The organism is Paenibacillus taichungensis (assembly GCF_050994985.1).
GTDB lineage: Bacteria > Bacillota > Bacilli > Paenibacillales > Paenibacillaceae > Paenibacillus > Paenibacillus taichungensis.
This window is the reverse complement of record NZ_CP194720.1, coordinates 1,988,928-2,013,796: the sequence shown is the minus strand read 5'-3', so window position 1 is coordinate 2,013,796 and position 24,869 is coordinate 1,988,928. Positions and strand designations below refer to the sequence as shown.

Below are 24,869 nucleotides of genomic sequence, written 5' to 3'. Positions count from 1 at the left end.
CCACGTACTGCTCCAAATTGAGCAATACGTGGGCTTTTACGATCTTAATTCATCTTAACAGTTAAGTGACCTTCTCCGGTATTTTTGGATTCAGCATGAAGTCATCTCCCTAATCCAAATGTTCATCCATCGCTGGCTTCGCCTTACTTGCCCAGGCTGTTCCAGAACGCTTGGAAGGCGCCTTTCTCGATTTCGAAGAATACCGGTACATTGCCATAACGCACCAGACCTTCCCCAAATAGGACTAATTGGACCTGCGTCTTATCTTCGAGCGTCAGGTAGATGATCTTGCGATCTTCCTGCCCGTATAGGCGCTCCTCCAGTTCAGGGCTTGTCGCTACCGGTTTGGCAGCGTATAGCGCTGAGATAAAGCTATTCAGCGATTTGTCCGCTGCAAGCGGCTGCAGCTGCTGCAAGCCGTTGTTCCAGCTGGCGAAGGTCTCCCACTGCGCCGAAGTGACGTTGCCTTCGAGGTGAAGCTTGCCGATCAGGTCTTCACCGTTGCCGATAGTGATGCCGTTGCTCTGGTCAAACAGTTGGGCATACCCCTGACCATTGATCTCGGTGTAGGACATGATGCGGAATTTCGTGTCATAGCCGTTGACCGCATAGATGTCTGCTTCTCCAATGTTGGAGGCCAGCTCCGTGTACTCCCCCTTGTCGCTCAGCTCATGAATGCCCCCGGTCGTAGTACCGAGCTTCTCGCCTCGCAGGGCAAGCGCATCCGCACCGTCAAGTGATGTAGCAGACTGTGTATAGACATTGCCCTGATAAACCACCAGTTGAAGCATATCGGCTTTCACGCCATTCTTGGAATCCGGCAGCTCTGTCTTCGGAATCTCCACCTGGTCGAATGACGGGTCCGGAGTGACCTGAGTCACCTGCGTCGCTGGCGCAGTCGGTCCACTCACTTGCTGCCATATGCTTGGCGCCGCAAGTCCAACACTGGCAGCAATGACGACGCTCGCTGCAATGTATAGAGGTTTTCGCCGGCGCTTTTGTTCATGACGTTGTGTGTTCAAGGTTTGCTCTATCCGTTTTTTCATTTGGTCATTTGTTTTCATTTGGTCCACCGCTTTCTTATAATTTCGTTTGAATTGTTCCTCGTTCATTGGGGTTCTTCTCCTTCCAGCTCCAGTTTTAACAGCTGTCTTCCCCGCTTCAATCGCATCTTCACTGCAGACTCGCTGATCTGCAGAATCTCGCCGATTTCCCGGATCGGATAATCTTCGTAATAGTACAAATGAACCACCGATCTATACTTGACGGGCAGTGACAGCACGAGTTCAATCAGTGCCTGATCTTCGGGGTCGTCTGTCGTAAGGGGATCTGCTCCCTCCAGCTTGACCTCTCGTTTGCGCCAGCCTCTGCCTAATAAGGATTTACAATGATTGGTGATGACCCGGATCAACCATGCTTTCTGATGTTCTGCATCGTTGAACGTAGGGGCTTTTTCCATTAACTTGATGAAGGTATCCTGAGTGGCTTCCTCCGCGTCCTCTCTCCTGCCGAGGTGCACCATGGCAATCCGGAACAGCGTATCCGCGTAAGTCTCATAGACTTTCATCATATGATCTCCCCGTTGGGGCATTGATCGCTGCATGGTTGTTCTGCCCTCCTTTATATCTCTAACACTCTCAAGGACGGTATTTGGTCACATTTTGTTGTAAATTTAATATTTAGATATTTTTCAAACGAATGACCAGATCAACCTTTTGTTCTCAAGGACGGATATAGATTTGTAAAAAAAATAATAAAAATCCGCTAAAATAGCGACTTTGACGATTAAAATCCGAGTGGGATTCATCATAGAGCGGTGCTTCTTTTCGCAAAGATTAAACTTACAGAAAATGTAGACAGACAAAAAAGCCGTCATAATGACGGCTTACACGATTTAACGCATCTATGGTAGTTACAGCAATAACAGAAAGCGTGTTAAATACTTCTATGGATCACACTTCTGGTCTCTGCTGCCTCAAAAATGGTCTCAATCAGTACAAGTACTCTATGAACTTCATCATTCTTAATTGCAATTTCAGATTTCCCTTCGAGTACAGAGACAAAATTTTCATAGAAGCTTTGCTCATCCAAGTCCGGCTTTTCTATCGCAAACTTTAGCGTGGACTGTTCGGACGGCGGTGCCATCGTTTTGGTCAATCCCTGTCCCGCTTGGATAGGTTTCGGCTCTATATGAGCAACATCCGGATTTCGAGTGATAATCTCTCCACTTAAATCCCAGTCCCTAATCACTGCTGTACCTTCCGTTCCTTTGAGATACCATCTCGGTAACTTCACATAATTGGTTGTTCCCACTTCAATGAGTGCTGTCAGGCCATCTTTAAACGTTATATAACTCGTAAAACCATCATCCACTTCAGTTCCCAAAATATAACTTAAATTAGCCGCAACACTTTCAATTTGACTATCTGTAATCTGTAGCAATTGGTCCAGCAAATGCACGCCCCAATCCAGCAGCATACCTCCACCGTAATCCTTCAGCTGGCGCCAATCGCCAGGGATGCCGTTGGCTCCTTGAACCCGGGATTCCAAATGGAACAGCTCTCCAAATTTCTTTTTATCGATGATGTCCTTGGCAGTCCGGAAATCTTCATCCCAGCGACGATTTTGATGGACCGTAAACACACGTTTCTCCTCGTTCGCTACCTTAACGATATCATTAAAATCCTTGCTGGTTATTGTAACCGGTTTTTCGCAAATCACATGTTTTCCAGCCTGCAGAGCTTGAATTGCTATTTCTTTGTGAACATCATTAGGCGTAGCAATTAAAACGATATCCACCAGATCATCTGTTAGCACAGCATCCAGATTTGCGTATGTTTTATAGCCGGCTTCCTTTCCCAATTCCATTCGATATTCAACAGTATCGTATACCCCAATTACCGAAATCTGTGATACAGGCTCAATTAACTGGCAATGATAGCTGCCCATCCCTCCAAAGCCAACAATTGCTATATTATAAATTCGGTTATTCATCTTCATCGTCCTTTCCCTTTTTGAATATGCCTACATGTTAGATTTCTCACAGCAAACTTTATGTAAAAAAGATGAGTGGCTGCGACCTTGATTTATGCAAGATGTATAGCACCTCAACTGTTTAATACCCTTATCATACAAGTCTCATAAAAGACTATCTTCCTATTTTCTTGCTGTTTTATTCCCGGATATTGTCATGCGATACTTTAAAGGCGATGTCCCCGTCGCTTCCTTGAAGAAGTGATGAAATGTCTTAACGCTATTGAATCCGGCTTGCTCTGCTATTTCGGTAATCGAATAGTTTTCATTGAGCAAAATCCATTTCGCTTTATTAAGTCGATATTCATTTAGAAAAGTTACAAAGGTCATTCCTGTATTTTTCTTGAAAAACTTAGTGAAATAATAAGGACTGAACCCTATATAGTCGGCAACGTCTTTTAGTATAATTGATTCCTGATAATGGCTTTCTACATATTCAAAAATTCGTTCCAGCTTTAATAGCATTTCTTTGGTCGGAGTCAGGATATTTTCCGAGATTTGTGGTCGATGTTTCTCACTCCCCCTTGGTACTTCTCTTAGAATAAAAGTCAACATTTCATAAAGTTTGGCCTTGATCATATATGCATAGCCCTCTTTGCGCTCGTAATCTTCTGTGCTTATGTTTTGCAGAAGAGGAAGAAGCTTGGTTGCCGTTTCACGAGGCCAGTTCCTGCTAGATTGCTCTATTTGAGTAAAAATGTCACGAAGCGATCGATCATCGTAAATTAGTGTGGATACGTCTTGGAACAGGTTCAGGTCAAATTGAATAACAATTCGCTCACTATCAGGCGATGACAAAAAAAAGTGGACGTCACCGCCATTAATGAATTGGACTTCCCCCTGCTTCAGACGGATTACATTGTCATTCAACCCCAAATCCAGGCTTCCCTGGGTAACATAAATAATTTCAATTTCCTTATGCCAGTGAGGATAACAGAGCACATCCCCTTTGTGAATAAAGCTTCGAAATGGGAGTCGTTTGTCAAGTTCCGGGATCTCCAGATATAAACTCATGTACGCTAGCTGTCCTCCTTATATGTGTTGCATTCAATATATATTATGTAACCGTTTTCGCAAAAACCTCCTGTGCTAATTCCTTATTTTCATTCTCTGTAGATCCAATAATAATTCAAAAGGATATGTTTATAAACGTTTTTCTCATAACAATTGTTGCTAAGTAATCTTGCCTCATCCATTCGATTTTGAAGGTAACAGTGGAAGATTAACAACAAGCCTTTTTTCAAAAACCGCACATCCGATATCCGGATGTACGGTTTTGTTTACATTCTAATTCCCTTGTTCCTGTATCACCTGTTCAATTCCCGACAAAATCAGCTTCAAGCCGAACTCAAACGCTCCGTCGCTCCCCATCATCTCAAACAGCCCGCTCTTGTGCATTCTTCGGAACAACCCTGCTTCTGTCTCGCTCATGGAGTCCAAGAGCTGAATCATCTCCCCGCCCGGAAGCTCTCCCTGATCCTTAATCATTACGGATACTGTGCGCTGATGCTCATAATTATCCAGAACAAAGAAGAAAACATAGTTCACAAGCGTAAGAACGGCTTGCAATTTCTGTTCTTGCTCAAGTGGCGTCGATTCCATGCAGAGAAGCATACGGTTGGTGAAGCGAATCATGTCCGGCTCATGTGGCAGCGTCTGCATCATAAGCTGCGTGGAGCAGGGATAACGGCGGAGTACACTCCGTATCGATATCGCAAGGCCCTCCATTTGCACCTTCCAGTCCCCATCGGATTGGAATTCATTCAGGATCATTTTCGATATCTGGTTGGCCAGATGCTGGTAGAGATGCTGCTTGCTCTTAAAGTACCAGTACAGAGAAGGAGCCTGAATACCCAGCCGATCGGCCAATCGCCTCATACTGAATTTCTCAATACCTTCATGCCCAAGAAGCTCCCAAGAGGCTTCCAAAATCTTATCCTCCGAAATCTGAGGCTGTTGTTTTTTCATCCGTATCCGCCCTTTTATCTAACAGTGTAAGATTATGCTTTACAGGTTCATAAGTTCATGATACCATCTAACACTGTAAGGCACAAACTAACACTGTTAGATTGAAAGCTGGAATAGCATTTGAATTCCAAATCATTTCAAAAAATAAATGAAGAAAGTAGTGACTCACACATGGATGCAGAAAACCTCCATTATTTTGAAAAAGCACCGATCGCAAAAGCCGTAGCTCACTTCGCTGTACCGATGATGTTAGGTACGTCGATGAGTGTCATCTATTCTATCCTGAACGCCTTTTTCCTTGGTACATTGGGCAATACTGCCATGTTAACCGCACTTGCGCTAACCTTGCCATTATTCGCAGTGATTATGGCGCTCGGCAACTTGATTGGTATGGGTAGCGGTACATTCATCTCTCGTTTGTTAGGAGAAAAAAGATATGAGGATCTAAAACATGTTTCTTCATTCGCCTTTTACAGCAGTTTAGTTCTTGGACTTATCGTAATGGCCATCGGCCTCCCGCTGATCGACCCAATTGTTCATAGCTTAGGAGCAACGCCTGAATCCTTCGGATTTACAAAAGACTATGTCACGATTATGCTTATAGGTTCACCTTTCGTCATATTATTCTTCACGCTGGAGAACATCGTGCGCTCGGAAGGTGCGGCAATCACATCCATGATCGGTATGATTCTCAGTGTGGTTGTAAATATTATTCTTGATGCAATCGTCATCTTCATCTTCCATTGGGGTATAATCGGCGTTGCTTCTGCAACGGTCATTTCTAACTTGGTTGCCAGTGTTTTTTACGCATTCCATATGGGGTATAAAAGCCAATTCTTGACTGTCTCCGTAAAATGGTTCAAGGCTTCCAAGGAAATTATGAGTAATGTTTTCAAAATCGGAGTTCCCGTCTTTATCATGAGTATCTTCTTGGGTGCAATGTCGCTCATTTTGAACCATTTTCTTGTCGAATATGGAGATCAGGCCATAGCGGGGTACGGAATTTCATCACGCTTGTTACAATTTCCTGAGTTTATTCTGATGGGCTTATGTGAGGGAGTTGTGCCATTGATTGCCTTCTCTTTTACAGCGGATAAATTACGCATGAAGCATACCATTGGATTTACGATCAAAGCAATTTTGGCGTTAGCTGTTGTGTTCGGCGTTGTCGTCTATTTGATTTCCGACCACTTAATTGGTTTATTTACGAATGACCCGCAATTAATTGAAATGGGTAGCTACATTCTGCATGTGACGTTCCTATCCTTGTTCATTACAGGAATGACCTCGTTGTTTGTGGGGATCTTCCAAGCAACTGCGCAAGGAACGGCCGCGTTTGTTATGTCAGTCATTCAAGGAATTACTCTGATTCCTGTACTCTATATCGCGAACCGATTGAATGGCTTCCACGGGGTTGTATGGTCACTCGTCATTGCGGATGTCGTCGCGTTTCTTGTTGGAGCCATCATGCTGTATACTCTTCGCAACAAATTGCAGCCAGATCTAGAGAATCTAGTGCATTAGAAAATAGTTAATACGCAAGTTATGTTCAGACTTAAACGTCCAATTTCTTTTTGAAAGAAATTGGACGTTTTCAATATTACGGATGACGATCCAAGACCGCACTAATTTTTTATTTAGATTTTCCTTCTTCTACATACTTCAATTCATTTACTTCTAAGACGTTCCAATATTTCCCATCATACTCAAACTTTGTAACACTGCCATTAGCAAAACCTGCGGCTGGTACTTTATTAAGATCAATTTGGGCAAGTATTGTTCCCATTGTTATTCCATGTGATACCACTAATACGTCCCCACCACCATTTTGATAAGCCTCATCTGCAATTAATTTAAATTCGCTGAAAGCTCTCTCGTTTAATTCCTCATAACTTTCTGCTTCTCCAGAAGGATCAATTTCTGAAACGGCATTCATTATCTTTTCGATAATATTACCACCGCTAGCTAAAAGTTCTTCTTGGCTTTCGAAACCCAAGTGTTTAGCAGCATCTCCCCACATAACTTCATTCTTTTCTCCTTCATAACTTCCAAAATATCCTTCACGAATTCCTTGTTTTTGAATTAACTCTAAGTTTTTTGCCTCGGTTTGATTAGCACCGAGGATCAAGTTTGCTGTTTGTATAGCTCTACCACTATCGCTTGAGTAAGCAGCAGTAAATGGTATTGCACTAAGTCCCTTCCCTACATTTTTGATTAATTCTTCACCTTCAGGTATAAGTGGGCCGTCAGCCCAACCTTGCGCCCGGTCAGTATTGTTTAAAATGGTTTTACCATGACGAACAAGGTAGATCGTCACTTTCCCTGGTTCTTTTTGCTCTTCTGCTACTTGATTATCCTCATCGGAATTTCCACTTGCATTTTGATTTGAGCTTACACAAGCTGCTAAATTGAACACCATCATAATCATTAATAAGCTAAAAATAAGATTCTTTTTCATTTTCTTACCCCCAATTTATGTTCTTTATATTTATTATGAAGACTTCTAAATTACTGAAGTCGCTCACAATCTCAACAAAAAAACCTGATCCAATAAAGCACAATTAAAATCAGTGCGCTTCATATCAGATCAGGTTATGCCCTACTAAGGTTACATCCCTGTAAAAGGTATTTAGTTTTAGTTATAAACTTATCATTCTTCACAACCACATACCAGGTTATGCCCTATTGAGGTTACATCCCTGTCAAAGCATTAAGATTATAGTTATGAAATTATCATGCTCTACAACAAATGTCAACGCTTTCATTTTCTTCAGTGTAATTCTCTAGAAGACCAAGCGGTCTTTACTCGATCACTTAAATAATATTTTTAAAGCTATCGTTTATCCTTTGTCATAACAGGAGTTAACAAGAACAGCCATGTGCTATTGTCCGAAGCTGGAAGCAAAACAAGCGGACTTTTTGTACCAGCATAACGTATTCGGATGTTATCTGATTCAATACACCGTAATGTACTTATAAGATACTTGCCATTTATCGAAATGCTAAAATTTTCTCCGTTCTTGTCTTCTAAAAGAAGCTCATCTCGTACATCACCAATTTCGGACGCACTTGATATAAGCTCCAACCCCTTCTCTGAAACATGTATCGTAATTAAATGATGATCAGCCAACACAAATACGCGGTCAATCACTTGCCTAAATGATTTGACATTCAAGATAATCTCGGAGACATAAGTGGTTGGAACAAGATTTCTGGTTGATGGGTATAAACCTTCGATTAACACCGATTCAATAATGTGATTTTGCGTTATAAATCTGATCTCATGATGGCTAAGTTGTATAGTTACCATTCCGTCGCCTTCATCGTCCAGCAGTTTGACGATTTCCATTAAGTTAACACCAGGAATTACTGCACTTCCGAAAAATCCCCTTTCGTTCTCAATATAAATTGACCGTGAGGCCATTCTTATAACCCCGTCTGTAGCAATCATAGTAAGCTGATTTCCTTGAACTTCCAGCGATACTCCCGTCAAAATCGGTTTCGCCTCAGATGTTGAAACTGCCCCGGCTACCTGTTTAATCAAAGACTTTAATAAGCTGGACGATACATCTATGCTTTTACCTGTGTATTGATGATATGTTGTAGGGATAAATGGGTGGTCAATGGGTGACATTCCGCTCAGGCAAACACGTGTGTTCCCAGAAGTAATACTTAGTATAAGTTGCTCGTTCACCTCCAAGACCACATTTCCATCATTCAATTTACGAATGATTTCATATAGATACTTGGCTGGGCAGACAATGCTCCCCTGCTTAACAATATGAATCTTGTTATTATCAGTAATACAAGCCCTATGCTGAACCGTTAGACTGGCATTACTACCGCTAAAAACAACCTCTTTGCTTCCTGCATATATGTACAGCCCGGACAAGACACCCGTACTATTATTCGATAAAGCCTTAAAGACATGTTGAATAGACTTAGATAGTAGATTTCTTGATAAGTGTACTAACAACTTATTCACCTGTCTTTCTTATTAGCGTTGTAATAGGCCTCAATCAAATTTCTTAGAAATGAAGACCGAGAGATCTCTAGATCTTCACACTCACGATCAACTTCTTCCCAGATATCTTCAGTTAGAGTTAAGGAAACCTTCTTTGTCACGCCGATTCCCTTTCTTCCTGCCCCCTCACGCGGCCCTCCACGGGTAAAAACGAAGCCGAGCTGACCGTCTTTCTTAGAAAGACCAATCTTAAATTGTTTGTCCTCCATCTTATATATCAACTCCATTGAATTAGGTTACTCAAATCAATTCTCCATAATCACATTTTACCACATATATCTATACGCTGCCACTGAGTGAATACTCATCGAATCAGGAATTGCTACAAGGACCTTAGCCTGGAATGAAACAAGAACTTACAACCTAAAAAAAAAGCCGCTGCTTAGCGACTTTCAATGGGAAAATCTATTATCCAAAATAATGTGACACATCATACGAACTGCTTTTTCAACTAAAAACACACAAACCGTTAAGCACTTTTATTCAATTACGCTGCAATCGGCAAGAATCTCTGGTTTATAACGCATGCTGTCCGATTCTGTGATGGGGCGGATGACTCTGCAGGGTACACCCGCTGCAAAAGATCCTTCAGGGATATCTTGGGTCACTACACTTCCAGCACCAATGACGCATCCGTCGCCAATGGTAACACCGCCGCATACGGTGACGTTAGCCGAAATCCAAACATCATTTCCGATGGTGACAGGTTTAGCATAACAGAGCGACTTAGGTTCCCCGTTTTGGTCCAGCATTTGTCGACGTTCTGAAGCAATGAATGGGTGAACCGGTGTAACAATGGTCACATTAGGTCCAAAGCTGACGTGATCACCAATGGTAACCTTAGCATCATCCTGGACGGTCAGATTGTAGTTCGCAAAAAAATGGTTACCGATTTCTGTGTGAACGCCATAATGAAAGAAAATGGGGCCTTGTATAAAACAACGCTCTCCTTTTCGACCCAGAATCTGCATGAGTAATGCTTCGCGTTCTTCCGTTTGATCCTCAAAAGTACGACTATATTGACTACTAAGATTGTGAGAGCGAAGCTTAATCGCCTTAAGGTCAGGATGGCCCGGGCTAAATAAGATCCCATTAAAAATTCGTTCTTCTTCAGTCATGTTATCAACTCCTGTTATAAATACTGCGATACATGAAACAATCAAACTGCTAAGATAAATAATAAAACACACTTTATACAATACCTTTATAATGAATATTTATAAAGTGTGCAAAAAGCATCCTACGAAATCCACTACAAAACAAGTGTATTTATACACACCATTTCTGTCAATGAATACTCGGAGGCTTTTCGTTCTTCCAACAACGTTTATTTCCCCTACAAACTGATTCCCTTTTCGTTTCGTACTTTATCCGGTGTTACATCATTTCCATCTGGATCGAGTATGGTAAGCACTGAGAAAGTGTTTAGAACTTGCCCACGAATTTCCCGTAAATAGTCTTCTCGTAATACTTGTTGTTCAACTCGTTCCGCATTGGTCAAACCTTCTTCACGCTCTTTTTTCGCCAATTCATTAATGCGACCTAAATGTTTAATCATCCTTTTCCTCTCCTTCTTTACAATTAATCTTACTGGTAGTCTAGCACCGAAATGCATACATTGCACCTATTTATTAGATAACGCCGGAAAATATGGAACCACTTCCTCCCCTAATTCTTGAATCACCTCGTCAACCGGACGTGTTCCATATTTCAAGTTAAATGCAAGATGATTCACACCGATTCCTTTTAAAGCATTGAGGTATTCAATTAAAAATTTATATCCGCTCCTAAACCCTAAGTGAATAGGAGTTGGATCTTCATCTGGATTTTCTGATAAATCGATATATAACGACTGATTAAAAGGCTTAAATTCATCCGTTAATGTACGCCATTGTTGAATAAGTGATGCTTGATCAATGATATTTCGTGGGTAATACAGCCAGCCATCACTGTGTTTTGCTATCCATTCCGGTGTCTGCGAAGAATGGCCTGTTACCAAAATAGGAATATCCTTTAATTCCGGTTTGGGTAATAAATCGCCACCCTGAAGGTTAAGGCTTGGTGAATGAATTACCGGGAAATCTTCATTCCAGACTTTTCTCATGACTTGCAAAGATTCTTGAAATAATTCACCACGTTGTTCTCGGTCCACTGAAAATGCCGAAAATTCGCTAGGACGATCCCCCGTAGCAACGCCCAGCACAAGACGTTTTCCGGAAATTCGATCAACAGAAGCTGCTGCTTTTGCTACATGCAACGGATGGCGTAGTGTGGTGATCATACTTCCGGTACCCAATGAAATCTTTTTCGTATGAGCTGCCAAGTAACCAAGAAAAACCCATGGATCATATATTTGTCCCACATCCCCAAAGCTTGGAACATTTAAAGGAACATCTCTAACGAATAAGGAAGCAAAGCGCGCTTCTTCTGCCTTTTTCGCCAATTGCATTTGTTGCTCTAACTGCATCTCCGGGATACTACCCTTATAAGACTCTATCGGAAAATATATCCCGAGCGTAAGTTGCTCTTCTTTAAACATGTTTGTATAGCCCAGATGTGATTCAAATTTATTCATTTCCTGACCTCCGCATAAATATCCAATATTCAGTTGCAAAGGCAATGATAAACCATATAACCTTCAGAAAATAGTACGCACAATTTTGTTCTATAGGATAAAATTTGTGATATTGTATACTTTTTTATACCAAATGGGAACTGTCACGTTCGACAGTCCCCGTCTCCTAATTACTGCTTGCCTTGAAGCTCCTCATGCCATTCCTGTTTGAGCTCACTCCAATGTGCTCGTTTTTCCAGTGCAGCCTGGAAATCACTCCAAGCCTGTTCAAATTGTGAGTCATCCTTCGCCATAATCAGCTTGGCTTTATACTCTTTTCGCACATTATCAAGTTCAGGCAAATATTTCTCCCATAAGCCACCCGGTTTGGCCTTCACCATATCATAGTTTTCAGCAACCCGGGTCCCACCCATTTTGCCAATCTTTTCGGTGAATTCGATCGTTTTGAATCTTCCTTTCGGATCAGTAACCCCATAATTCCACCATGGATACCAGTCATTACTATAGGAAGAAGCCGCGTAAAGCTCTGGCGTCGTGCTTGCCTTCTTCGCTTGATCTCCGGAATCATGCAAGGCCTTGTAATTCTCATCCGTGTACACCCATTTTCCCAACGGTTTATCCACCCAGTCCCAGAACACTCCTGGCGGACCTTCATTCACAACCTGCTGCTGTTCGGGCTTATACTGTAGTGTGTAATCAAAGAAAGCAAGAATGGAATCGAGATTTTTAGTATTTTTATTGATAAAAACGTCATTGGCAGGATAAGGATTGATAATCTGATTAGCGCCAATCTCACTCACGCCATCCACTTTCGGATAGGGAATGACATCATAGTACCATGCCGGATCGGTTGGCCCGTCAAGAACCTCCCATAACTGTGCGTCCATATTAAAGAACCCACCTGCATTCATGGCTACACGTCCGGATTTGTTTTTCTCTTTGTAACGCTCCTTCTTGTCTGTAATTGCTTCATGATCCAGAAGCCCTTCCCGGAACATGTTGTTCATCCATTGGTAAGCCGCTTTATATTGTGGATTGTCATAGATAAACTGATAGTCATTACCTTGCTTCTCTACTGGAATGACGCCGCCCGCTGTGCTGACCGTAACGCCAAATGTACTCAGGATGACATTTTCATCGCTTGCGTCAGAGAGAAAACTAAGGGGAATCAACGGTTTCCCGTTTTCGTCTTTCTGCTTAGCCGACAATCTCAAATACTTCTCTATACCATCCAACGATTTCAGATCATCCATCGTCATGCCGGTTTTCTCCAGTACATCTGTACGGACAAACCAGCCATAGGAAGCCCAACCAGGCCAAGGATCATCGGGATTTTGATCAAACCATGTCGGAATGGAATAGATATGTCCGTCCGAAGCTTTCATCTGATCCAGATAGATTTTCGGAATGGAAGCCAACCCAGGATATTTATCCGGCATATCAAAGTATTGCTCAAGCGGAAGAACGCTGCCCGAACGCGTCATCGCAGTGGTCACGACATCACTACGTGAGAACAGAGCTGCATCATCAAAACCACCAGTATTCAATTTCAGGTTCAGCTCTGTCATTACATCTCCCTGCGTAGCCTCCAGCCGAACGTCTATGCCCGGCTCCTTTTCTTTCCAATACATTTGGACCATACTTTGGTTATTAATTGTTGCATTCCATCCCAGCCATAGCTTAAATGAATTTGCAGAACTGCTGCCACTCTCTGTGCTGCTGCTTGAGCATGCCGTTATCCCAAACATCAGTAGAGCCAAGGATAATAGCACCAGTTTTCTTCCCTTTTGTTGACGTAAACTCATCACATACGTCCCCCTCGGTTATTTTGAAATTGTATAGGATTAGAAAACCCATTCTGTTGCTTCATTTTTCATTGGGTTATCCTTTTACTGAGCCGATAAGCACACCTTTTACAAAATACTTTTGCAGGAATGGGTACACACACAGGATCGGAAGCGCGCTTACCATAACTGTCGCCATTTTGATGGACATCAGTGTAACGTTAGAGAGCATGGTGCCCCGGGCAAGCGCTTCCTGATTATTGTTGGACCCGAGGACAGTCGAGATATCCTGGGCAGACAGCAGTTGTTGCAAAAACGTTTGAACCGGAATCAGATTCTGATCTGAAACATAAAATGCGCCAGAAAACCAGTCATTCCAGTGCCCCACTGCAGTAAAAAGGCCAATGGCTGCAAGCATGGGTTTCGAAAGCGGCATAATAATAACGAAGAGAATGCGGACAGGATTGGCACCATCAATCTCAGCCGATTCGATCAGTGCTTCCGGAATCCCCTGGATGAATTTCATCATCACAAACATATTCCACGCCGAGAAAGCGGACGGAATGATATACACCCAGAATGAGTTTAATAATGACAAGTGATTAAGCTGGATATACAAAGGGATTAATCCGCCACTAAACAGCATCGTAATCAGCACGTATCCCAGGAGGGATTTCCTGAAAGGAAGCTGCCGATAGGACAAGCCATAAGCCGCCAGAAGTGTGATCAGTAAGCCGACAAAAGTGCCTACGATTGTACGGGATATCGTAATTAAGTAGGCATGTTGAATAACCGAATTCCCAAGCACAACCTCATAATTGTACAAAGTAAACTCTCTAGGCCACAGATAGACACCGCCCTTTGCCGCATCGCTGCCAACGTTTAAGGAAACGGCGAGCATATACGTGAATGGATAGATTACCGAGATACAGAGAAGGGCCAATAGAAACACAATAATTGTCTGGCCCACCCGTTCCCTCATAGAAGTTCTCATATTACCAAAGCCCCTCTCCGTTGAACTTTCGCGCCATCTGATTGGTGCATAGTACCAACACCAGACTGATGACCGAAGAAAGGAGACCCACTGCAGTGGCCATTCCAAAATAACCTTGCTGCAAGCCATTTCGTAAAATATATGTGTCTAGCACATCTGCGACTGGCTGATTGGCCGGATTCATCAGAGGATAGATTTGATCCATGCCTACTGCTATCAGTCCAGGCATACTGAGAATCAACACGATAGAGATGGTCGGCATTATACCCGGCAGTGTAATGTTGCGAATTTGTGCAAGCCGTCCTGCTCCTTCTACCCTAGCGGCTTCATAGAGCTGCGGGTCAATCGTTGTAATTGCCGCCAAATACAAAATCGTATTCCAGCCGACCTCCTTCCATAAACCACTCACTACGATCATGGGCCGGAACCACTCCGTGGATCCCAAGAAAAAGATTGAATCTCCCCCGAGCTTCTCTATCAACTGATTGACCAATCCGCCGTCCAACGTTAGCAGGGATTGCAGAATGTAAGCCACCACGATCCATGAAAAGAAATGCGGAAGATAACTAACGGATTGGACAAACCGCTTGTATTTGTTGTTTTTCACCTCATTGATGAGCAATGCCAAAATAATAGGAGCTGGAAATCCGAATACAAACTTGAGAATTGCGATGTAAATTGTATTCTTCACCACAATCCAGAACTGTTCATCTTGCAAGAATGAGAAGTTTTCCAAACCAACCCATTCACTACTCCACATCGTGCTGCCGATGTGAAAATCCTTGAATGCCACCTGGATGCCCACCATCGGAATGTAGCTGAAGAGAAGCAGCAGGATCGCACCAGGTAGGATCATTACATATTGCCAACGGTATTTTGCCAGTCGTTCAATCATTTAACCACCTCTGCCATCAGTATAGAGATCATTTGAAAGCGATAACATACAACAACGATCGGATTTCTATCGATTGGATTGGCAATATCAGAAAAAAGCGAAGGAACAACTTACAAATCAAATACGCTGCGTACGATTAGCTGTGATTGCAGTTCTTCAAGGGATGCCGGTTTGTTGAGATCATCTTTCTTTAGAGAAATGGTCTTTCTTCCACCTGCTGACAAGTCAAAATAATTGTTACTGAAAATACCGTCTAATTCACTGAAATCAAGCTCCACAAACCGTGCAAAAGCTTTCGAATCAACCGTAATAACAAAACGATCCTCTTCTTCTGTCATCGTGGTCTCAATTGCAGGATCAATAAAACCAAAATGCTTTGGCTTCACAAATAACACTGTACCTTCGCTGACAACTTCACCATCCACCACAAAGGAAAACTGTAAATACGTATTCCGTTTTTTAGTAGTTGTATCGAGCATCTCAGTGAAATCAAGCTGTTCGAATAATGAGGTTGATAACGCTTTCAACTCAATCACTTTTGAAGAAGCTACGATTTCATTGGATTGCGAATCCATGAGACTCCATTTCAATGCTCCTTTTACAGCATTCCTACTCTCATTCGATACGTGAAGTTCTACCTTCGAACCATCTTCCCGAGCCGATACAAGAACAGGCGCGAAAAAGCGTTTGGCTGCATAATGCAGTGCTTTCCAGCGACCAAAGTAATCGATACTGGACCAGGAAGCAACAGGCCAGCAATCATTCAACTGCCAGTACAGTGCTCCCATACAGCGTCCACGATGTCTGCGCCAGTGCTCAACCCCACATGAGATTCCTTCAGCCTGAATGAGCTGTGAAGCGTATAACAGGGAATTGAAATCTTTTGGCAAGCGATACGTCTCCCCGATGTAATACAGAATTTTCTCATTTCCCGTACCATTCTTCTGATGAGATTCCATGACCGGTGAGAAGATATTGCGGTCTTCCGGCAACGTAAACGTTTCTATGGTCTTGTGATTCGGGAAGGATTGCAATCCGAATTCGGACATGTAGCGCGGGAACAATGTGCGGAATTCGGTAAAAGGTTTCTTGCCATGCCACACATCCCAGTAATGCATGTCTCCGTAATTTTCATCGTTCGGATTGTCAAAGCTGCCTTTGGATGAAGGTGAAGCTAACCAGTAGAACGTGTTTGGATCATATTCCTTCGCAATAGCCGGAAGTAATACCTCATATTGCTTAATATAGTCTGCTTGTAACTGTAAGGATGTTTTCTTCGCCCAGTCCCATTCAACCCAAGCCATCTCCTGCTCATTGTTTCCACACCAGATTCCTAATGAGGCATGATGACGCAAGCGTTTCATGTTATCGATGGTCTCTTTAGTAATCGATTGCTTAAATTCCTCAGTCAGTTCATATACCCCGCAGGCATACATCAAGTCCTGCCATACAATCAAGCCGTATTCGTCGCACAAATCATAGAAGTAATTCTCCGGATAATGTCCCCCACCCCAGACACGAATTGTATTGAAATGGGCTTGCGCACAGCTCTTGATCAATCGTTCTGTCCGATCTGGGTTACAGCGCGGCAAGATGTTATCTTCCGGAATATAGTCAGCACCCATCGAGAAAAAGGATACACCGTTCACTTCAAATTCGAAGGACTCACCCCATTGATCCTGCTCTTGCTTCACAGTTAATGTTCTCAGTCCAATGCGCTTAGCATCACGATCCAGCTCCACGCCTTGTTCCATAAGCGCAACGCTTAGCTGATACAATGGCTGTTTGCCCAGACCATTCGGCCACCATAACTCGGGATGGTCCACTTCAATCCAGATATGATGATCCCCATCATTCACGACAGACGTGCATCCTTTCAACGTCTCCCCGGATGGTGTATCTAATGTGACCATGATCTCACGCTCTTCTTGGACCCAACTAGATGCCCTTACGCGAACATCTAAGGTTACCTTACCTTCGCTATGCATCTGTGTAATGTAGACATCTTCCAAACGGGCATGATCATAGCCTTGAATGGAGATATTCCGCCAGATTCCCAAATCAGGTAATTGTGGACCCCAATCCCAACCGAACATGGAGTGTGCTTTACGCAAATGGGAGATTCCTTCCACTGCATCACTGCAGTTAATCAACGGGCGCTCGGCTTGTTTACGCAGTACATACTCCACAGGGGAACGAAGAACAATGTGTATGGTATTTTCACCTTGTTTGATAAAGGAAGTAATATCGATTTCATAAGTACTGTGCATATTACTTACATTCGCGATATTCATTCCATTCAGAAACAATTCGCCAATTGTATCCAACCCTTCACATAACAGGATGATCCGGTCATGCTTGAGATCCGCTGCGCTTACTTCAAAAGAGTGTTTGTATTCATAATCATAATCACACAGTTCAAGTGCCGCCTGCTCTTGCTCGCGGTAGTAAGGGTCTTCCATTTGTCCAGCTTGAAGCAAATCATTAAAGACCGAACCTGGAACCGTAGCCGGAAGCCATTCGGCATGATCCACTCTCTTCATTTGCCACCTGCCATTGAGATCGATAAGCAACATTTGTGATACCTCCTGATGTCTTTGTAATCTATTTCATTCTATCAAGAGGTCTCCATACTTTCTTATGTTGTGTTCACGGAATTCGTGTGCTATTTTGACATTAACAATAACTGGAGAGGTTCGAGCCATGATCAAATACACAGCGTCTACTCACATCCATCCCGACCTGCTCGTAGATCCGTTCTGGGTCGATTCCTTATCGAAAGTATCACCCGAGCATACCCATGACTTTTACGAGTTCTTCATTCTAAGTGAAGGGCAGTGCCAACATATCGTCAATGGAACAACCCAGCATTTAAGGCCGGGCTGCCTTGTCTTTATTCGACCGCATGATATTCACCGTTATGAACCGGAAGGCACTCAGGACTGCCGTTTTCTGAATAGCCCGTGTCGTTCCGCAGTAATAGAAGAAGCTTTAGCCTACTTGAATGAACAGAAGTATGCGCAAGGACTCTTGCAGGCTCCCGTTCCCCAGATTGCCATGTTATCTCAGTTAGAAATGACAGAGATGGTTCGAAGCTTTGAACGCATTATGATGCTCTCCACAGTGGATAAGAAGAAGGCTCGCGTATACGCAAAAGGGCTGATTATTCAGATTTTTACGCAGCACTTCTTTGAGTTGGAAACCATTGAACAACCCATTCTCCCGCTATGGCTTGAGCATGCGATCTCCAAAATGCAGCTGAAGGAAAACATGATTCGTGGTCTTCATGCGCTCTATGAATTGTCAGGTCGAAGCGTTGGTCATGTGAACCGTGCCTTTCGTCAATATCTGAATCAGACACCAACAGAGTATATTAATCAGCTTCGGCTGAATGTAGCCAAAAACTTGCTGCTCACGACTGAGCTTCGTGTGCTTGAGATTGCACTGGAAGCGGGATTTGAGAACGTCAGCCACTTCTACCATCAGTTCAAAAAATACTATAATCAAGCTCCGCTAGATTTCCGTAAAAATGCGACAATGAATAAGGAGTCGCTGCTACCATAAGGAATTCAAAGCATCCGTATGGTGATATCAGCAGCATGCCATCCATCATATCCGAATCCAAAATTTAAAAAAGCTCTCCCTATAGTGCAGGGAGAGCGGAGTAAACACAAAGCCACTTATGCGAAGTATTTATATTGGCGATTGGCGACACGAACCCACTCGAGCATTTCCTCTATATCTCTCACTTCGAGGTTTGGTGCAGCTAGAAGGATATTGTTGCCGTCCTTTCCTTTCAGACACGTTGAGCCGCAGGGAAGCCAAACGAGATTACAGCTCCTCCCTCCTTACGGTTGGTGGCCTGAATCAGCCCGCCGCAGCGTTCCACAATAGCCCGGGCAATCGCCAGACCCAGTCCGGACTCACCGTCTTTTCCTTTGACAAAACGGTGGAATAAGGTGGGAAGCAGCTCCTGCGGAAAGCCGGGACCGTCATCCGAAACGGATAGCGCGATCTTCCCTTTTTCCAAGTTCGCAGTGATGTGAATTTCTTCTCTGGCGTATCTTGCAGCATTCGTCACGACGTTGAGCAGTGCCTGTAGCAGTTTATCCTGATCAGCCATGACGAACAGCTCCTTATTGTCCGGACAAGCGATATGGAGTGTAAGTCCTTTCTTTACAAGCAGCGGATTGACACGTTCGGACGTTTCCGTCAACAATTCATTCAGACTGACCTTGGAAGGTTTGAAGATATCCTCTTCACTATCCAGCTTCGCGAGCAGCGTCATTTCGGTGATAATCTTTCCTAATCTGCCGCTCTCCCCCAGGATCACGTCCAGCCCTTTACGGACATTATCACCTTCAAAGATTCCATCTCGAATGCCCTCCGCATAGCCTGCAATGGACATCAGAGGGGTCTTCAGCTCATGAGAAGCATTCTGAAAAAACAGCTTCTGCACCTCATTGAACCTGTTCAGTTCACCAGCCATCTCGTATACCGTCTGTGCTACAGCTCCAATCTCACCGCCAGCCTTGACCAGCTGCACATCCGTGAAATGACGTTGTTTGACCTTCTTAAGTTCCTGCTTCAGATTCATCAATGGCTGAATCAGCCTTTTCGTAATAAACAAACTGAGCAGGAACATAATGGCTCCAACGATACAGATCACCAGGATGAGACGACCCAGTAACGCCTGTTCGATTGCTTTAATCTTGCTCATAGGAGTCAACAGAGTCAGGGTTCCTTGGGGGATGGGACTGACATCCATCACATAACGCCCATCCGTTCCCTTCCACAGGTCCTTGATGCTGGATGAAGTGACCGCTGTGTATTTCGACAAGTTTGCTGGTACGGCTTCAGTCAATGTGTTACTGCTCGCCATTCCGGTTGTACCACTCACAGACAAAGTCCCTGACAGCACATTTCCGTTAAAATCAGTGACAAAGGCTTCAACATCCGCAGGAATGAGTGTTGAGGGAGCACTCGTAGCCTCTCCCGTAACCAACTGGACGGACTGCATACCCGTAATATTCAAATTAGGCATCGTGACAGCAGTTCCAGTCGTAAGTACAGGACTCATTGTGAGATCCCCCGTTTTCGTTATAGAAGCAGACATCGCCGCACTTAACGTCTTGAGATCATTCTTCTCTGTTCCAATGAAATGATCCAGCAGCACATAATGAAGTAAAACGGCCGTGACGGAGAGGATCAGAACCAGTGACAATCCGAACGCAAGGTTAATTTGATGAACAAGTTTCATATTAAACTTCACTCCGATCTGTACGCATACGATACCCGTGTCCCCACACCGACTCGACGGGAAGTTCCTCAATCTTTTTGCGAATCCGCTTAATTAAATGATCCACGGCACGGTCACTGCCAAAATAATCTTCTCCCCAGACAAAACTGAGCAGCTCGTCCCTAGTAAACGCACGATTTGGATGTTCAGCCAGTACCTTGAGCATGGTGAACTCTTTGCTGGTCAGGTCCACTTCTTCCCCTCGCCATATGGCCCGCCTCTCTTCCAACATTAATTGAAGCTCTCCGATATCGATTCGTGGCGCCGCAGCTTCGCTTACAACAGCTCTTTCTTCCGCACCGGTAAGTCTAATCCAACGTTCCAGCTGCCGCTTGATGCGGGCTACCAGCTCACGGGGGCTGAAAGGCTTCACCAAATAATCGTCACTGCCCAGCTCAAGGCCAAGTATTTTGTCCACCTCATTATCCTTCGCCGAGATCATAATAATGGGTACCTCTCCTTCATTCCGGATGCGTTTGCATAATTCATAGCCATCCATCCCGGGCAGCATAATGTCCATCACCCACATGCTCGGCGGACTTATTCTATATAAAGACCAGGCATCCTCCGCATTAGCAAGGCCTATCGTTCGATAGTTCTCTTTGTGCAAATAAGCTTGAATAAGTGTGCGTATATTCTCGTCATCGTCTACAACCGCGATGAGGTAATCGTTATTCATGAACGGGGCCTCCTGTACTTTTCTCTATAGTGAGTATACCAAAGGTATTTATATGGGAAGAGCTTTGCCATTGTTTTTCCACAATTACACCAATATTGTGCCACACTCCTTCGGTAAATTGATAACTGTAAGACAAACCAAATCATAAGGAGTGTTACGAAATGAACTACAGTTTTAAATTCAGAAATGTTGCCCTGTCCGCCCTGCTGCTCACTGCGATCTCCGCACCGATTGTCGCGAATGCTGACAGCGCCGCTAACACAAATGCTGTTACAAACGGAGCAGCCACCTTGAAAGATGCGAAACCCGCTATCGCAGCCTTTACATTGGCTAACCCCGTGGAGCTGGCCAAAAAATACGCGCCAGAAACAGTAAACGAATGGGAAAAAACGCTGGCTCGTTACAATAAACTGCTTTCGCAAAACTCTACATCCCAAGTAATGGCCACTTTGGTTGCTGTTGATGTAGACTCTGACGAATGGAAGAAAGTTTCCGAGAACGCCAAACCAGGTGAGATCAAAGAAATGCAGGTCTTAAAGGTTGAGGAAGGCAAACTTACGTCAGTTGAGAGTGTAAAAGCCGAAAAATTACCTAATTCCGAAAATAAGAACACCTTGTCTTTCTCCATTACCACAAGCAGTTCGGATCTGGAAGGATTAGTTGAGAATGCAGAATCTGGAGTGCCAATTGCCGTCAGCCCTCTGAATCTTGACGAAAAATCAACCGGAACAACAAGCGCGGTTATAGCGAATGCTGAAAGTCTTCAATTTAGCGGTACTACAGCTGCCAGTGCATTCTTCTTAGCACAAAGTAATTTGAATAATGCTGTAACAGCTAAGGACGAAGCGGCAATCAAGACTTCCCTTGCCGACCTTCTGAAGCAATACAAAGCGCAAATTACTGAGCTAGAGGCAGCTCAAGAGTAGGCTTAAATACATTTCAGCTTTAACAACATCATTAAGCAAAAATACCAAATCTTACGCGAACTAAAAGACCGAACGCCAACAACCAGCAGGCCTCCATGTGGAAGCCTGCTGGTTGTTGTTTTATCGACTATAAGTTTATATCTGTTATGTGTATCTTTATTTTTCATTAACCCGTGTAACCACAAATGGCTCGTTCAACGCATGCAGGGCTGCGGCCATATCTTCAACCGAAAGTCTGCCACCAGCCGAAATATGATATTGAAACTCATAGAAGCCGCCCAATGTTGCTTTGAAATTCGTTTCCCAATAATTCGTCATCAGCCAGGCATAAGCTTCCGGTTGAGCGTCAGGCGCTTGCTGCGTGTGGACCTTTCTGGTCCCGTAATCCAGCGTTCCCCATTGCACGAGAGGTGTGTCCGGGACAGCAAGCAGCAGACTGCGGTCATTATCCTGCCAGGCAATGCCCGACTGTACAGCGGAATAATCCAGGCAAGTTCCTGGAATCTGATCCTTCCAGGGGCGAACGAGGCCTCCTGGCTTGTCGGCTAACAGGGTAACTGGCCCAGTGCCTCCTGGGGTGAACGGCAGAGCCAGATAAACGTTCTCCGGATTCCAGATGCTCTCTTTATGGAACCGCGCCGAAATATCCATTCGGTTTTGACGGGTATAGATCCGCAAGTGTAGTGAAAAATAGGCGATGCCCTTGAGCTGATAACCAAGCTCAACGGTAGCATACAGCGGTCCATTATCCACCGCGCGCACTGAGATGAGCTGACCAACCGAACGCTCCACGTTAAGGCCTTTACGATTGCGTCCCATTTTGGAACGAACGCTCCATACCTGAGATGCATCTGCAGGGTTCGCTGGATTTGTCACCTCATAGATGGGTGTAAACGCCCCATACAGATCATCTGCTTTCAGCAGTTCGCGGCCTGTCTCCTTATCGATCCACGACACGATGCCGCGCTCTTTCGACCAAGTCAAGCGTACATAAGGTGACTCCAGCCCCGTTTGGCAAACGGAGACCGGCGCTTGCTGTCCCGCTGTCGTTAAGGAATGCATATCCTCCATATCGTACACCTGGTCAGCACCGATCAGCTTCGAATTGGAGGTTGACGTTAAGGAAGAAAGACTATTCTGCGCTGCCAGTATTGGGCGCAGGATCAATATGCAGCTCTCCATGCCTTGGAGCTTAAGTTCCGCAATAATCGTCTGTGGGTGGCTTGACTGCTGGATCAGAACCTGTCCCGTATCCTCCCGGATTACTTCTACTCCGTTCAATAGCTCATCCGGTTCCCACCCTTCAAGCTTCAACTGAACCAACTCGGTTACCTCCCGCTCCGAGAGATTCGTTACCTTGAAGCGATAAGGACGCCCCGGGTACAAGGTGGCGGCATTATCGGCAAGCAGCACCTGATCTAGCGCGCGGTAAGCAAGCCTGCTTGCCTCTGCAGCGTGAGCTGTCTTGCGAACCTCAAGCATCTGCACATTTTTGTGCCACGGTTCATAAACAGAGGAGTGATACCCCCAAGTGTGTTCGGCATAAAGAGTAAGCGCCTGCTCTACGGCCTCGATTTCCTGGAGGCTAACACTTTTCTGTTCAGGGTCGAGCTTCTCCACCTTGCGAAGCGTCCGCTGTGCGTCACGGTAAATCTGGGTGTGCATCGGTGTGGAGCTTACACCGTCTGACCACCAGTCTGGCCAATCCCCTTTATGCACAGGCAGATCATCCGTCCCTTCCTCCTTCAAGCGGGCAAAAAAGCCGCTCAACGTACTCATCTCCACGGGAATTCCCTCGCCGTTTTGACGATTCCATGCATCGATCCATTCCATGATTGCGCTATTGGGCGATCCGTTGTCTGTGGGCAGTCCGGACAGCATCATCGGCACGAAATCATACGGATACTGCTCCGCCTCAAGCTGGGCCAAGTATCGGTGGATGCGAATATTGGCAATTTGATTATGAATGTTCGCTGGTTCCACAAGTCTGTGGCCGAATTCATCACGAATCATGTATTTGCCAAGCGCACCAGGACAGAAACCAAGCTCGTTGCCAAGCATGTAGTGGTCTCCATTCCAGACCAGCAGGCGTTCCCCACTTGGAGCTTCCCACCAGAAAGGGGACTGCTTGCGGCCCAGCGCATACATGCCGTGATGAGTATGTATACAGCTGAATAAATGTCCGATTCCGTTATTTAGCAGGCTATCGGCATATCCCCAGCTGTAGCCATTGATATCCGCCGTCATCGCACTGTCTATTGGGTGACCGATAGATTTGGCATATGTCTGAGCTTTGCTGTGTATTTTGTTCAACAACTGTAGGTCGGGCAGCTCGGTCATATTCAAATACGTGCCGGATAGCTCGATATCGCCGCGCCGCACAGCATCGGCAAATGCAACTTTTTCCTCGTCTCGAGCCTGCTTCAGGAATTGCTCCACGGCCCAGAAGGTCTCACAGGTCCAACGGAACCCTTTCCACTCGGGGTTTACACCGTTATGAGCATCATTAACAATACGCAGCGCCTGACGGATAAAATCGATATGATATTGTTCAATCTTCTCCTGCCGGTCCGTATAACCAATGTCAGTATGGGAATGGTGAATGACGTATATTTTCCATTTCCGTTCAAGCGTTGGGATGGCTGCCTGTTTGATTTGTTGTTCGAGTGTCATCTTTTTTTCTCCTTTGTTG

The 24,869-nt window shown here is 44.4% G+C and carries 21 protein-coding genes; 3 read left to right on the top strand and 18 right to left on the bottom strand.

The annotated features are described in order from the left end of the window. Window positions 1-143 precede the first annotated feature (143 nt). The 5 genes from ACR1R9_RS09310 to ACR1R9_RS09290 all read right to left on the bottom strand — a co-directional run bounded on the left by ACR1R9_RS09310 (window position 144) and on the right by ACR1R9_RS09290 (window position 5,001). Window positions 144-1,112, bottom strand: a complete 969-nt coding sequence (locus ACR1R9_RS09310) for a hypothetical protein (protein WP_433921255.1) — start codon at window positions 1,110-1,112, stop codon at window positions 144-146. Continuing rightward, window positions 1,109-1,603: an RNA polymerase sigma factor gene (locus ACR1R9_RS09305; protein WP_076289255.1), complete on the bottom strand. Its 495-nt coding sequence runs from the start codon at window positions 1,601-1,603 to the stop codon at window positions 1,109-1,111. Before ACR1R9_RS09305 ends, ACR1R9_RS09310 begins: the two co-directional genes overlap by 4 nt. Before the next feature lie 332 nt (window positions 1,604-1,935). Then, window positions 1,936-3,000, bottom strand: a complete 1,065-nt coding sequence (locus ACR1R9_RS09300; protein WP_175382279.1) for a Gfo/Idh/MocA family protein — start codon at window positions 2,998-3,000, stop codon at window positions 1,936-1,938. Between the two features lie 156 nt (window positions 3,001-3,156). Then, complete coding sequence (locus tag ACR1R9_RS09295; RefSeq protein ID WP_076289253.1) at window positions 3,157-4,047, bottom strand: AraC family transcriptional regulator; 891 nt, start codon at window positions 4,045-4,047, stop codon at window positions 3,157-3,159. 273 nt (window positions 4,048-4,320) lie between these two features. Beyond that, window positions 4,321-5,001, bottom strand: a complete 681-nt coding sequence (locus ACR1R9_RS09290) for a TetR/AcrR family transcriptional regulator (protein WP_076289252.1) — start codon at window positions 4,999-5,001, stop codon at window positions 4,321-4,323. 171 nt (window positions 5,002-5,172) lie between these two features. On the opposite strand from ACR1R9_RS09290, the gene ACR1R9_RS09285 reads away from it, so the two are divergent. Then, entirely contained in the window at window positions 5,173-6,525 is a 1,353-nt protein-coding gene (locus ACR1R9_RS09285; RefSeq protein ID WP_433921256.1) for an MATE family efflux transporter, read from the top strand. A 109-nt stretch (window positions 6,526-6,634) separates the two neighbouring features. Here the strand turns inward: ACR1R9_RS09285 and ACR1R9_RS09280 are convergent, their stop codons facing one another. From ACR1R9_RS09280 to ACR1R9_RS09235, 10 genes are all read right to left on the bottom strand, one after another. Continuing rightward, the gene (locus ACR1R9_RS09280; protein WP_433921257.1) at window positions 6,635-7,459 is read right to left on the bottom strand and encodes a histidine phosphatase family protein; all 825 of its coding nucleotides are present in this window, start codon (window positions 7,457-7,459) and stop codon (window positions 6,635-6,637) included. A gap of 375 nt (window positions 7,460-7,834) precedes the next feature. Continuing rightward, entirely contained in the window at window positions 7,835-8,986 is a 1,152-nt protein-coding gene (dnaN, locus tag ACR1R9_RS09275) for a DNA polymerase III subunit beta (protein WP_433921258.1), read from the bottom strand. Next, window positions 8,983-9,234 (bottom strand): ribbon-helix-helix domain-containing protein, encoded by a 252-nt coding sequence (locus tag ACR1R9_RS09270; protein ID WP_163760630.1) that lies wholly within the window; start codon window positions 9,232-9,234, stop codon window positions 8,983-8,985. Before ACR1R9_RS09270 ends, dnaN begins: the two co-directional genes overlap by 4 nt. Window positions 9,235-9,504: 270 nt before the next feature. After that, on the bottom strand, window positions 9,505-10,143 hold the full coding sequence (locus tag ACR1R9_RS09265; protein ID WP_433921259.1) for a sugar O-acetyltransferase: 639 nt from the start codon (window positions 10,141-10,143) through the stop codon (window positions 9,505-9,507). Between the two features lie 218 nt (window positions 10,144-10,361). Beyond that, window positions 10,362-10,583 (bottom strand): DUF896 domain-containing protein, encoded by a 222-nt coding sequence (locus ACR1R9_RS09260; protein ID WP_076289250.1) that lies wholly within the window; start codon window positions 10,581-10,583, stop codon window positions 10,362-10,364. Between the two features lie 66 nt (window positions 10,584-10,649). Continuing rightward, the gene (locus ACR1R9_RS09255) at window positions 10,650-11,600 is read right to left on the bottom strand and encodes an LLM class oxidoreductase (RefSeq protein WP_076289249.1); all 951 of its coding nucleotides are present in this window, start codon (window positions 11,598-11,600) and stop codon (window positions 10,650-10,652) included. 170 nt (window positions 11,601-11,770) lie between these two features. Next, on the bottom strand, window positions 11,771-13,405 hold the full coding sequence (locus ACR1R9_RS09250; protein WP_433921260.1) for a hypothetical protein: 1,635 nt from the start codon (window positions 13,403-13,405) through the stop codon (window positions 11,771-11,773). A 76-nt stretch (window positions 13,406-13,481) separates the two neighbouring features. Continuing rightward, window positions 13,482-14,378: a carbohydrate ABC transporter permease gene (locus ACR1R9_RS09245; RefSeq protein ID WP_063562693.1), complete on the bottom strand. Its 897-nt coding sequence runs from the start codon at window positions 14,376-14,378 to the stop codon at window positions 13,482-13,484. 1 nt (window position 14,379) lies between these two features. Beyond that, on the bottom strand, window positions 14,380-15,273 hold the full coding sequence (locus ACR1R9_RS09240; protein WP_076289247.1) for an ABC transporter permease: 894 nt from the start codon (window positions 15,271-15,273) through the stop codon (window positions 14,380-14,382). A 110-nt stretch (window positions 15,274-15,383) separates the two neighbouring features. Continuing rightward, on the bottom strand, window positions 15,384-17,849 hold the full coding sequence (locus ACR1R9_RS09235; protein ID WP_433921261.1) for a beta-mannosidase: 2,466 nt from the start codon (window positions 17,847-17,849) through the stop codon (window positions 15,384-15,386). A 127-nt stretch (window positions 17,850-17,976) separates the two neighbouring features. On the opposite strand from ACR1R9_RS09235, the gene ACR1R9_RS09230 reads away from it, so the two are divergent. After that, window positions 17,977-18,837 (top strand): AraC family transcriptional regulator, encoded by an 861-nt coding sequence (locus tag ACR1R9_RS09230; RefSeq protein WP_163760625.1) that lies wholly within the window; start codon window positions 17,977-17,979, stop codon window positions 18,835-18,837. A gap of 232 nt (window positions 18,838-19,069) precedes the next feature. On the opposite strand, the gene ACR1R9_RS09225 is transcribed toward ACR1R9_RS09230, so the two are convergent. Both ACR1R9_RS09225 and ACR1R9_RS09220 read right to left on the bottom strand, forming a co-directional pair. Beyond that, the gene (locus ACR1R9_RS09225; RefSeq protein ID WP_433921262.1) at window positions 19,070-20,533 is read right to left on the bottom strand and encodes an ATP-binding protein; all 1,464 of its coding nucleotides are present in this window, start codon (window positions 20,531-20,533) and stop codon (window positions 19,070-19,072) included. 1 nt (window position 20,534) lies between these two features. Next, entirely contained in the window at window positions 20,535-21,251 is a 717-nt protein-coding gene (locus ACR1R9_RS09220; protein WP_433921263.1) for a response regulator transcription factor, read from the bottom strand. A gap of 161 nt (window positions 21,252-21,412) precedes the next feature. On the opposite strand from ACR1R9_RS09220, the gene ACR1R9_RS09215 reads away from it, so the two are divergent. Further along, complete coding sequence (locus ACR1R9_RS09215; protein ID WP_433921264.1) at window positions 21,413-22,177, top strand: hypothetical protein; 765 nt, start codon at window positions 21,413-21,415, stop codon at window positions 22,175-22,177. 156 nt (window positions 22,178-22,333) lie between these two features. On the opposite strand, the gene ACR1R9_RS09210 is transcribed toward ACR1R9_RS09215, so the two are convergent. Next, window positions 22,334-24,850: a glycoside hydrolase gene (locus ACR1R9_RS09210; RefSeq protein WP_433921265.1), complete on the bottom strand. Its 2,517-nt coding sequence runs from the start codon at window positions 24,848-24,850 to the stop codon at window positions 22,334-22,336. Window positions 24,851-24,869: the final 19 nt, after the last annotated feature.

What these genes read in the sequence shown, in the direction of transcription:
- ACR1R9_RS09240 (WP_076289247.1), bottom strand. Translation starts at nt 15,273, where the DNA reads ATGATTGAACGACTGGCAAAATACCGTTGGCAATATGTAATGATCCTA.
- ACR1R9_RS09215 (WP_433921264.1), top strand. Translation starts at nt 21,413, where the DNA reads ATGAACTACAGTTTTAAATTCAGAAATGTTGCCCTGTCCGCCCTGCTG.
- ACR1R9_RS09210 (WP_433921265.1), bottom strand. Translation starts at nt 24,850, where the DNA reads ATGACACTCGAACAACAAATCAAACAGGCAGCCATCCCAACGCTTGAA.
- ACR1R9_RS09280 (WP_433921257.1), bottom strand. Translation starts at nt 7,459, where the DNA reads ATGAAAAAGAATCTTATTTTTAGCTTATTAATGATTATGATGGTGTTC.
- ACR1R9_RS09300 (WP_175382279.1), bottom strand. Translation starts at nt 3,000, where the DNA reads ATGAAGATGAATAACCGAATTTATAATATAGCAATTGTTGGCTTTGGA.
- ACR1R9_RS09295 (WP_076289253.1), bottom strand. Translation starts at nt 4,047, where the DNA reads ATGAGTTTATATCTGGAGATCCCGGAACTTGACAAACGACTCCCATTT.
- ACR1R9_RS09225 (WP_433921262.1), bottom strand. Translation starts at nt 20,533, where the DNA reads ATGAAACTTGTTCATCAAATTAACCTTGCGTTCGGATTGTCACTGGTT.
- ACR1R9_RS09265 (WP_433921259.1), bottom strand. Translation starts at nt 10,143, where the DNA reads ATGACTGAAGAAGAACGAATTTTTAATGGGATCTTATTTAGCCCGGGC.
- ACR1R9_RS09255 (WP_076289249.1), bottom strand. Translation starts at nt 11,600, where the DNA reads ATGAATAAATTTGAATCACATCTGGGCTATACAAACATGTTTAAAGAA.
- ACR1R9_RS09245 (WP_063562693.1), bottom strand. Translation starts at nt 14,378, where the DNA reads ATGAGAACTTCTATGAGGGAACGGGTGGGCCAGACAATTATTGTGTTT.
- ACR1R9_RS09290 (WP_076289252.1), bottom strand. Translation starts at nt 5,001, where the DNA reads ATGAAAAAACAACAGCCTCAGATTTCGGAGGATAAGATTTTGGAAGCC.
- ACR1R9_RS09260 (WP_076289250.1), bottom strand. Translation starts at nt 10,583, where the DNA reads ATGATTAAACATTTAGGTCGCATTAATGAATTGGCGAAAAAAGAGCGT.
- ACR1R9_RS09310 (WP_433921255.1), bottom strand. Translation starts at nt 1,112, where the DNA reads ATGAACGAGGAACAATTCAAACGAAATTATAAGAAAGCGGTGGACCAA.
- ACR1R9_RS09285 (WP_433921256.1), top strand. Translation starts at nt 5,173, where the DNA reads ATGGATGCAGAAAACCTCCATTATTTTGAAAAAGCACCGATCGCAAAA.
- ACR1R9_RS09250 (WP_433921260.1), bottom strand. Translation starts at nt 13,405, where the DNA reads ATGAGTTTACGTCAACAAAAGGGAAGAAAACTGGTGCTATTATCCTTG.
- ACR1R9_RS09220 (WP_433921263.1), bottom strand. Translation starts at nt 21,251, where the DNA reads ATGAATAACGATTACCTCATCGCGGTTGTAGACGATGACGAGAATATA.
- ACR1R9_RS09230 (WP_163760625.1), top strand. Translation starts at nt 17,977, where the DNA reads ATGATCAAATACACAGCGTCTACTCACATCCATCCCGACCTGCTCGTA.
- ACR1R9_RS09270 (WP_163760630.1), bottom strand. Translation starts at nt 9,234, where the DNA reads ATGGAGGACAAACAATTTAAGATTGGTCTTTCTAAGAAAGACGGTCAG.
- ACR1R9_RS09305 (WP_076289255.1), bottom strand. Translation starts at nt 1,603, where the DNA reads ATGCAGCGATCAATGCCCCAACGGGGAGATCATATGATGAAAGTCTAT.
- ACR1R9_RS09235 (WP_433921261.1), bottom strand. Translation starts at nt 17,849, where the DNA reads ATGTTGCTTATCGATCTCAATGGCAGGTGGCAAATGAAGAGAGTGGAT.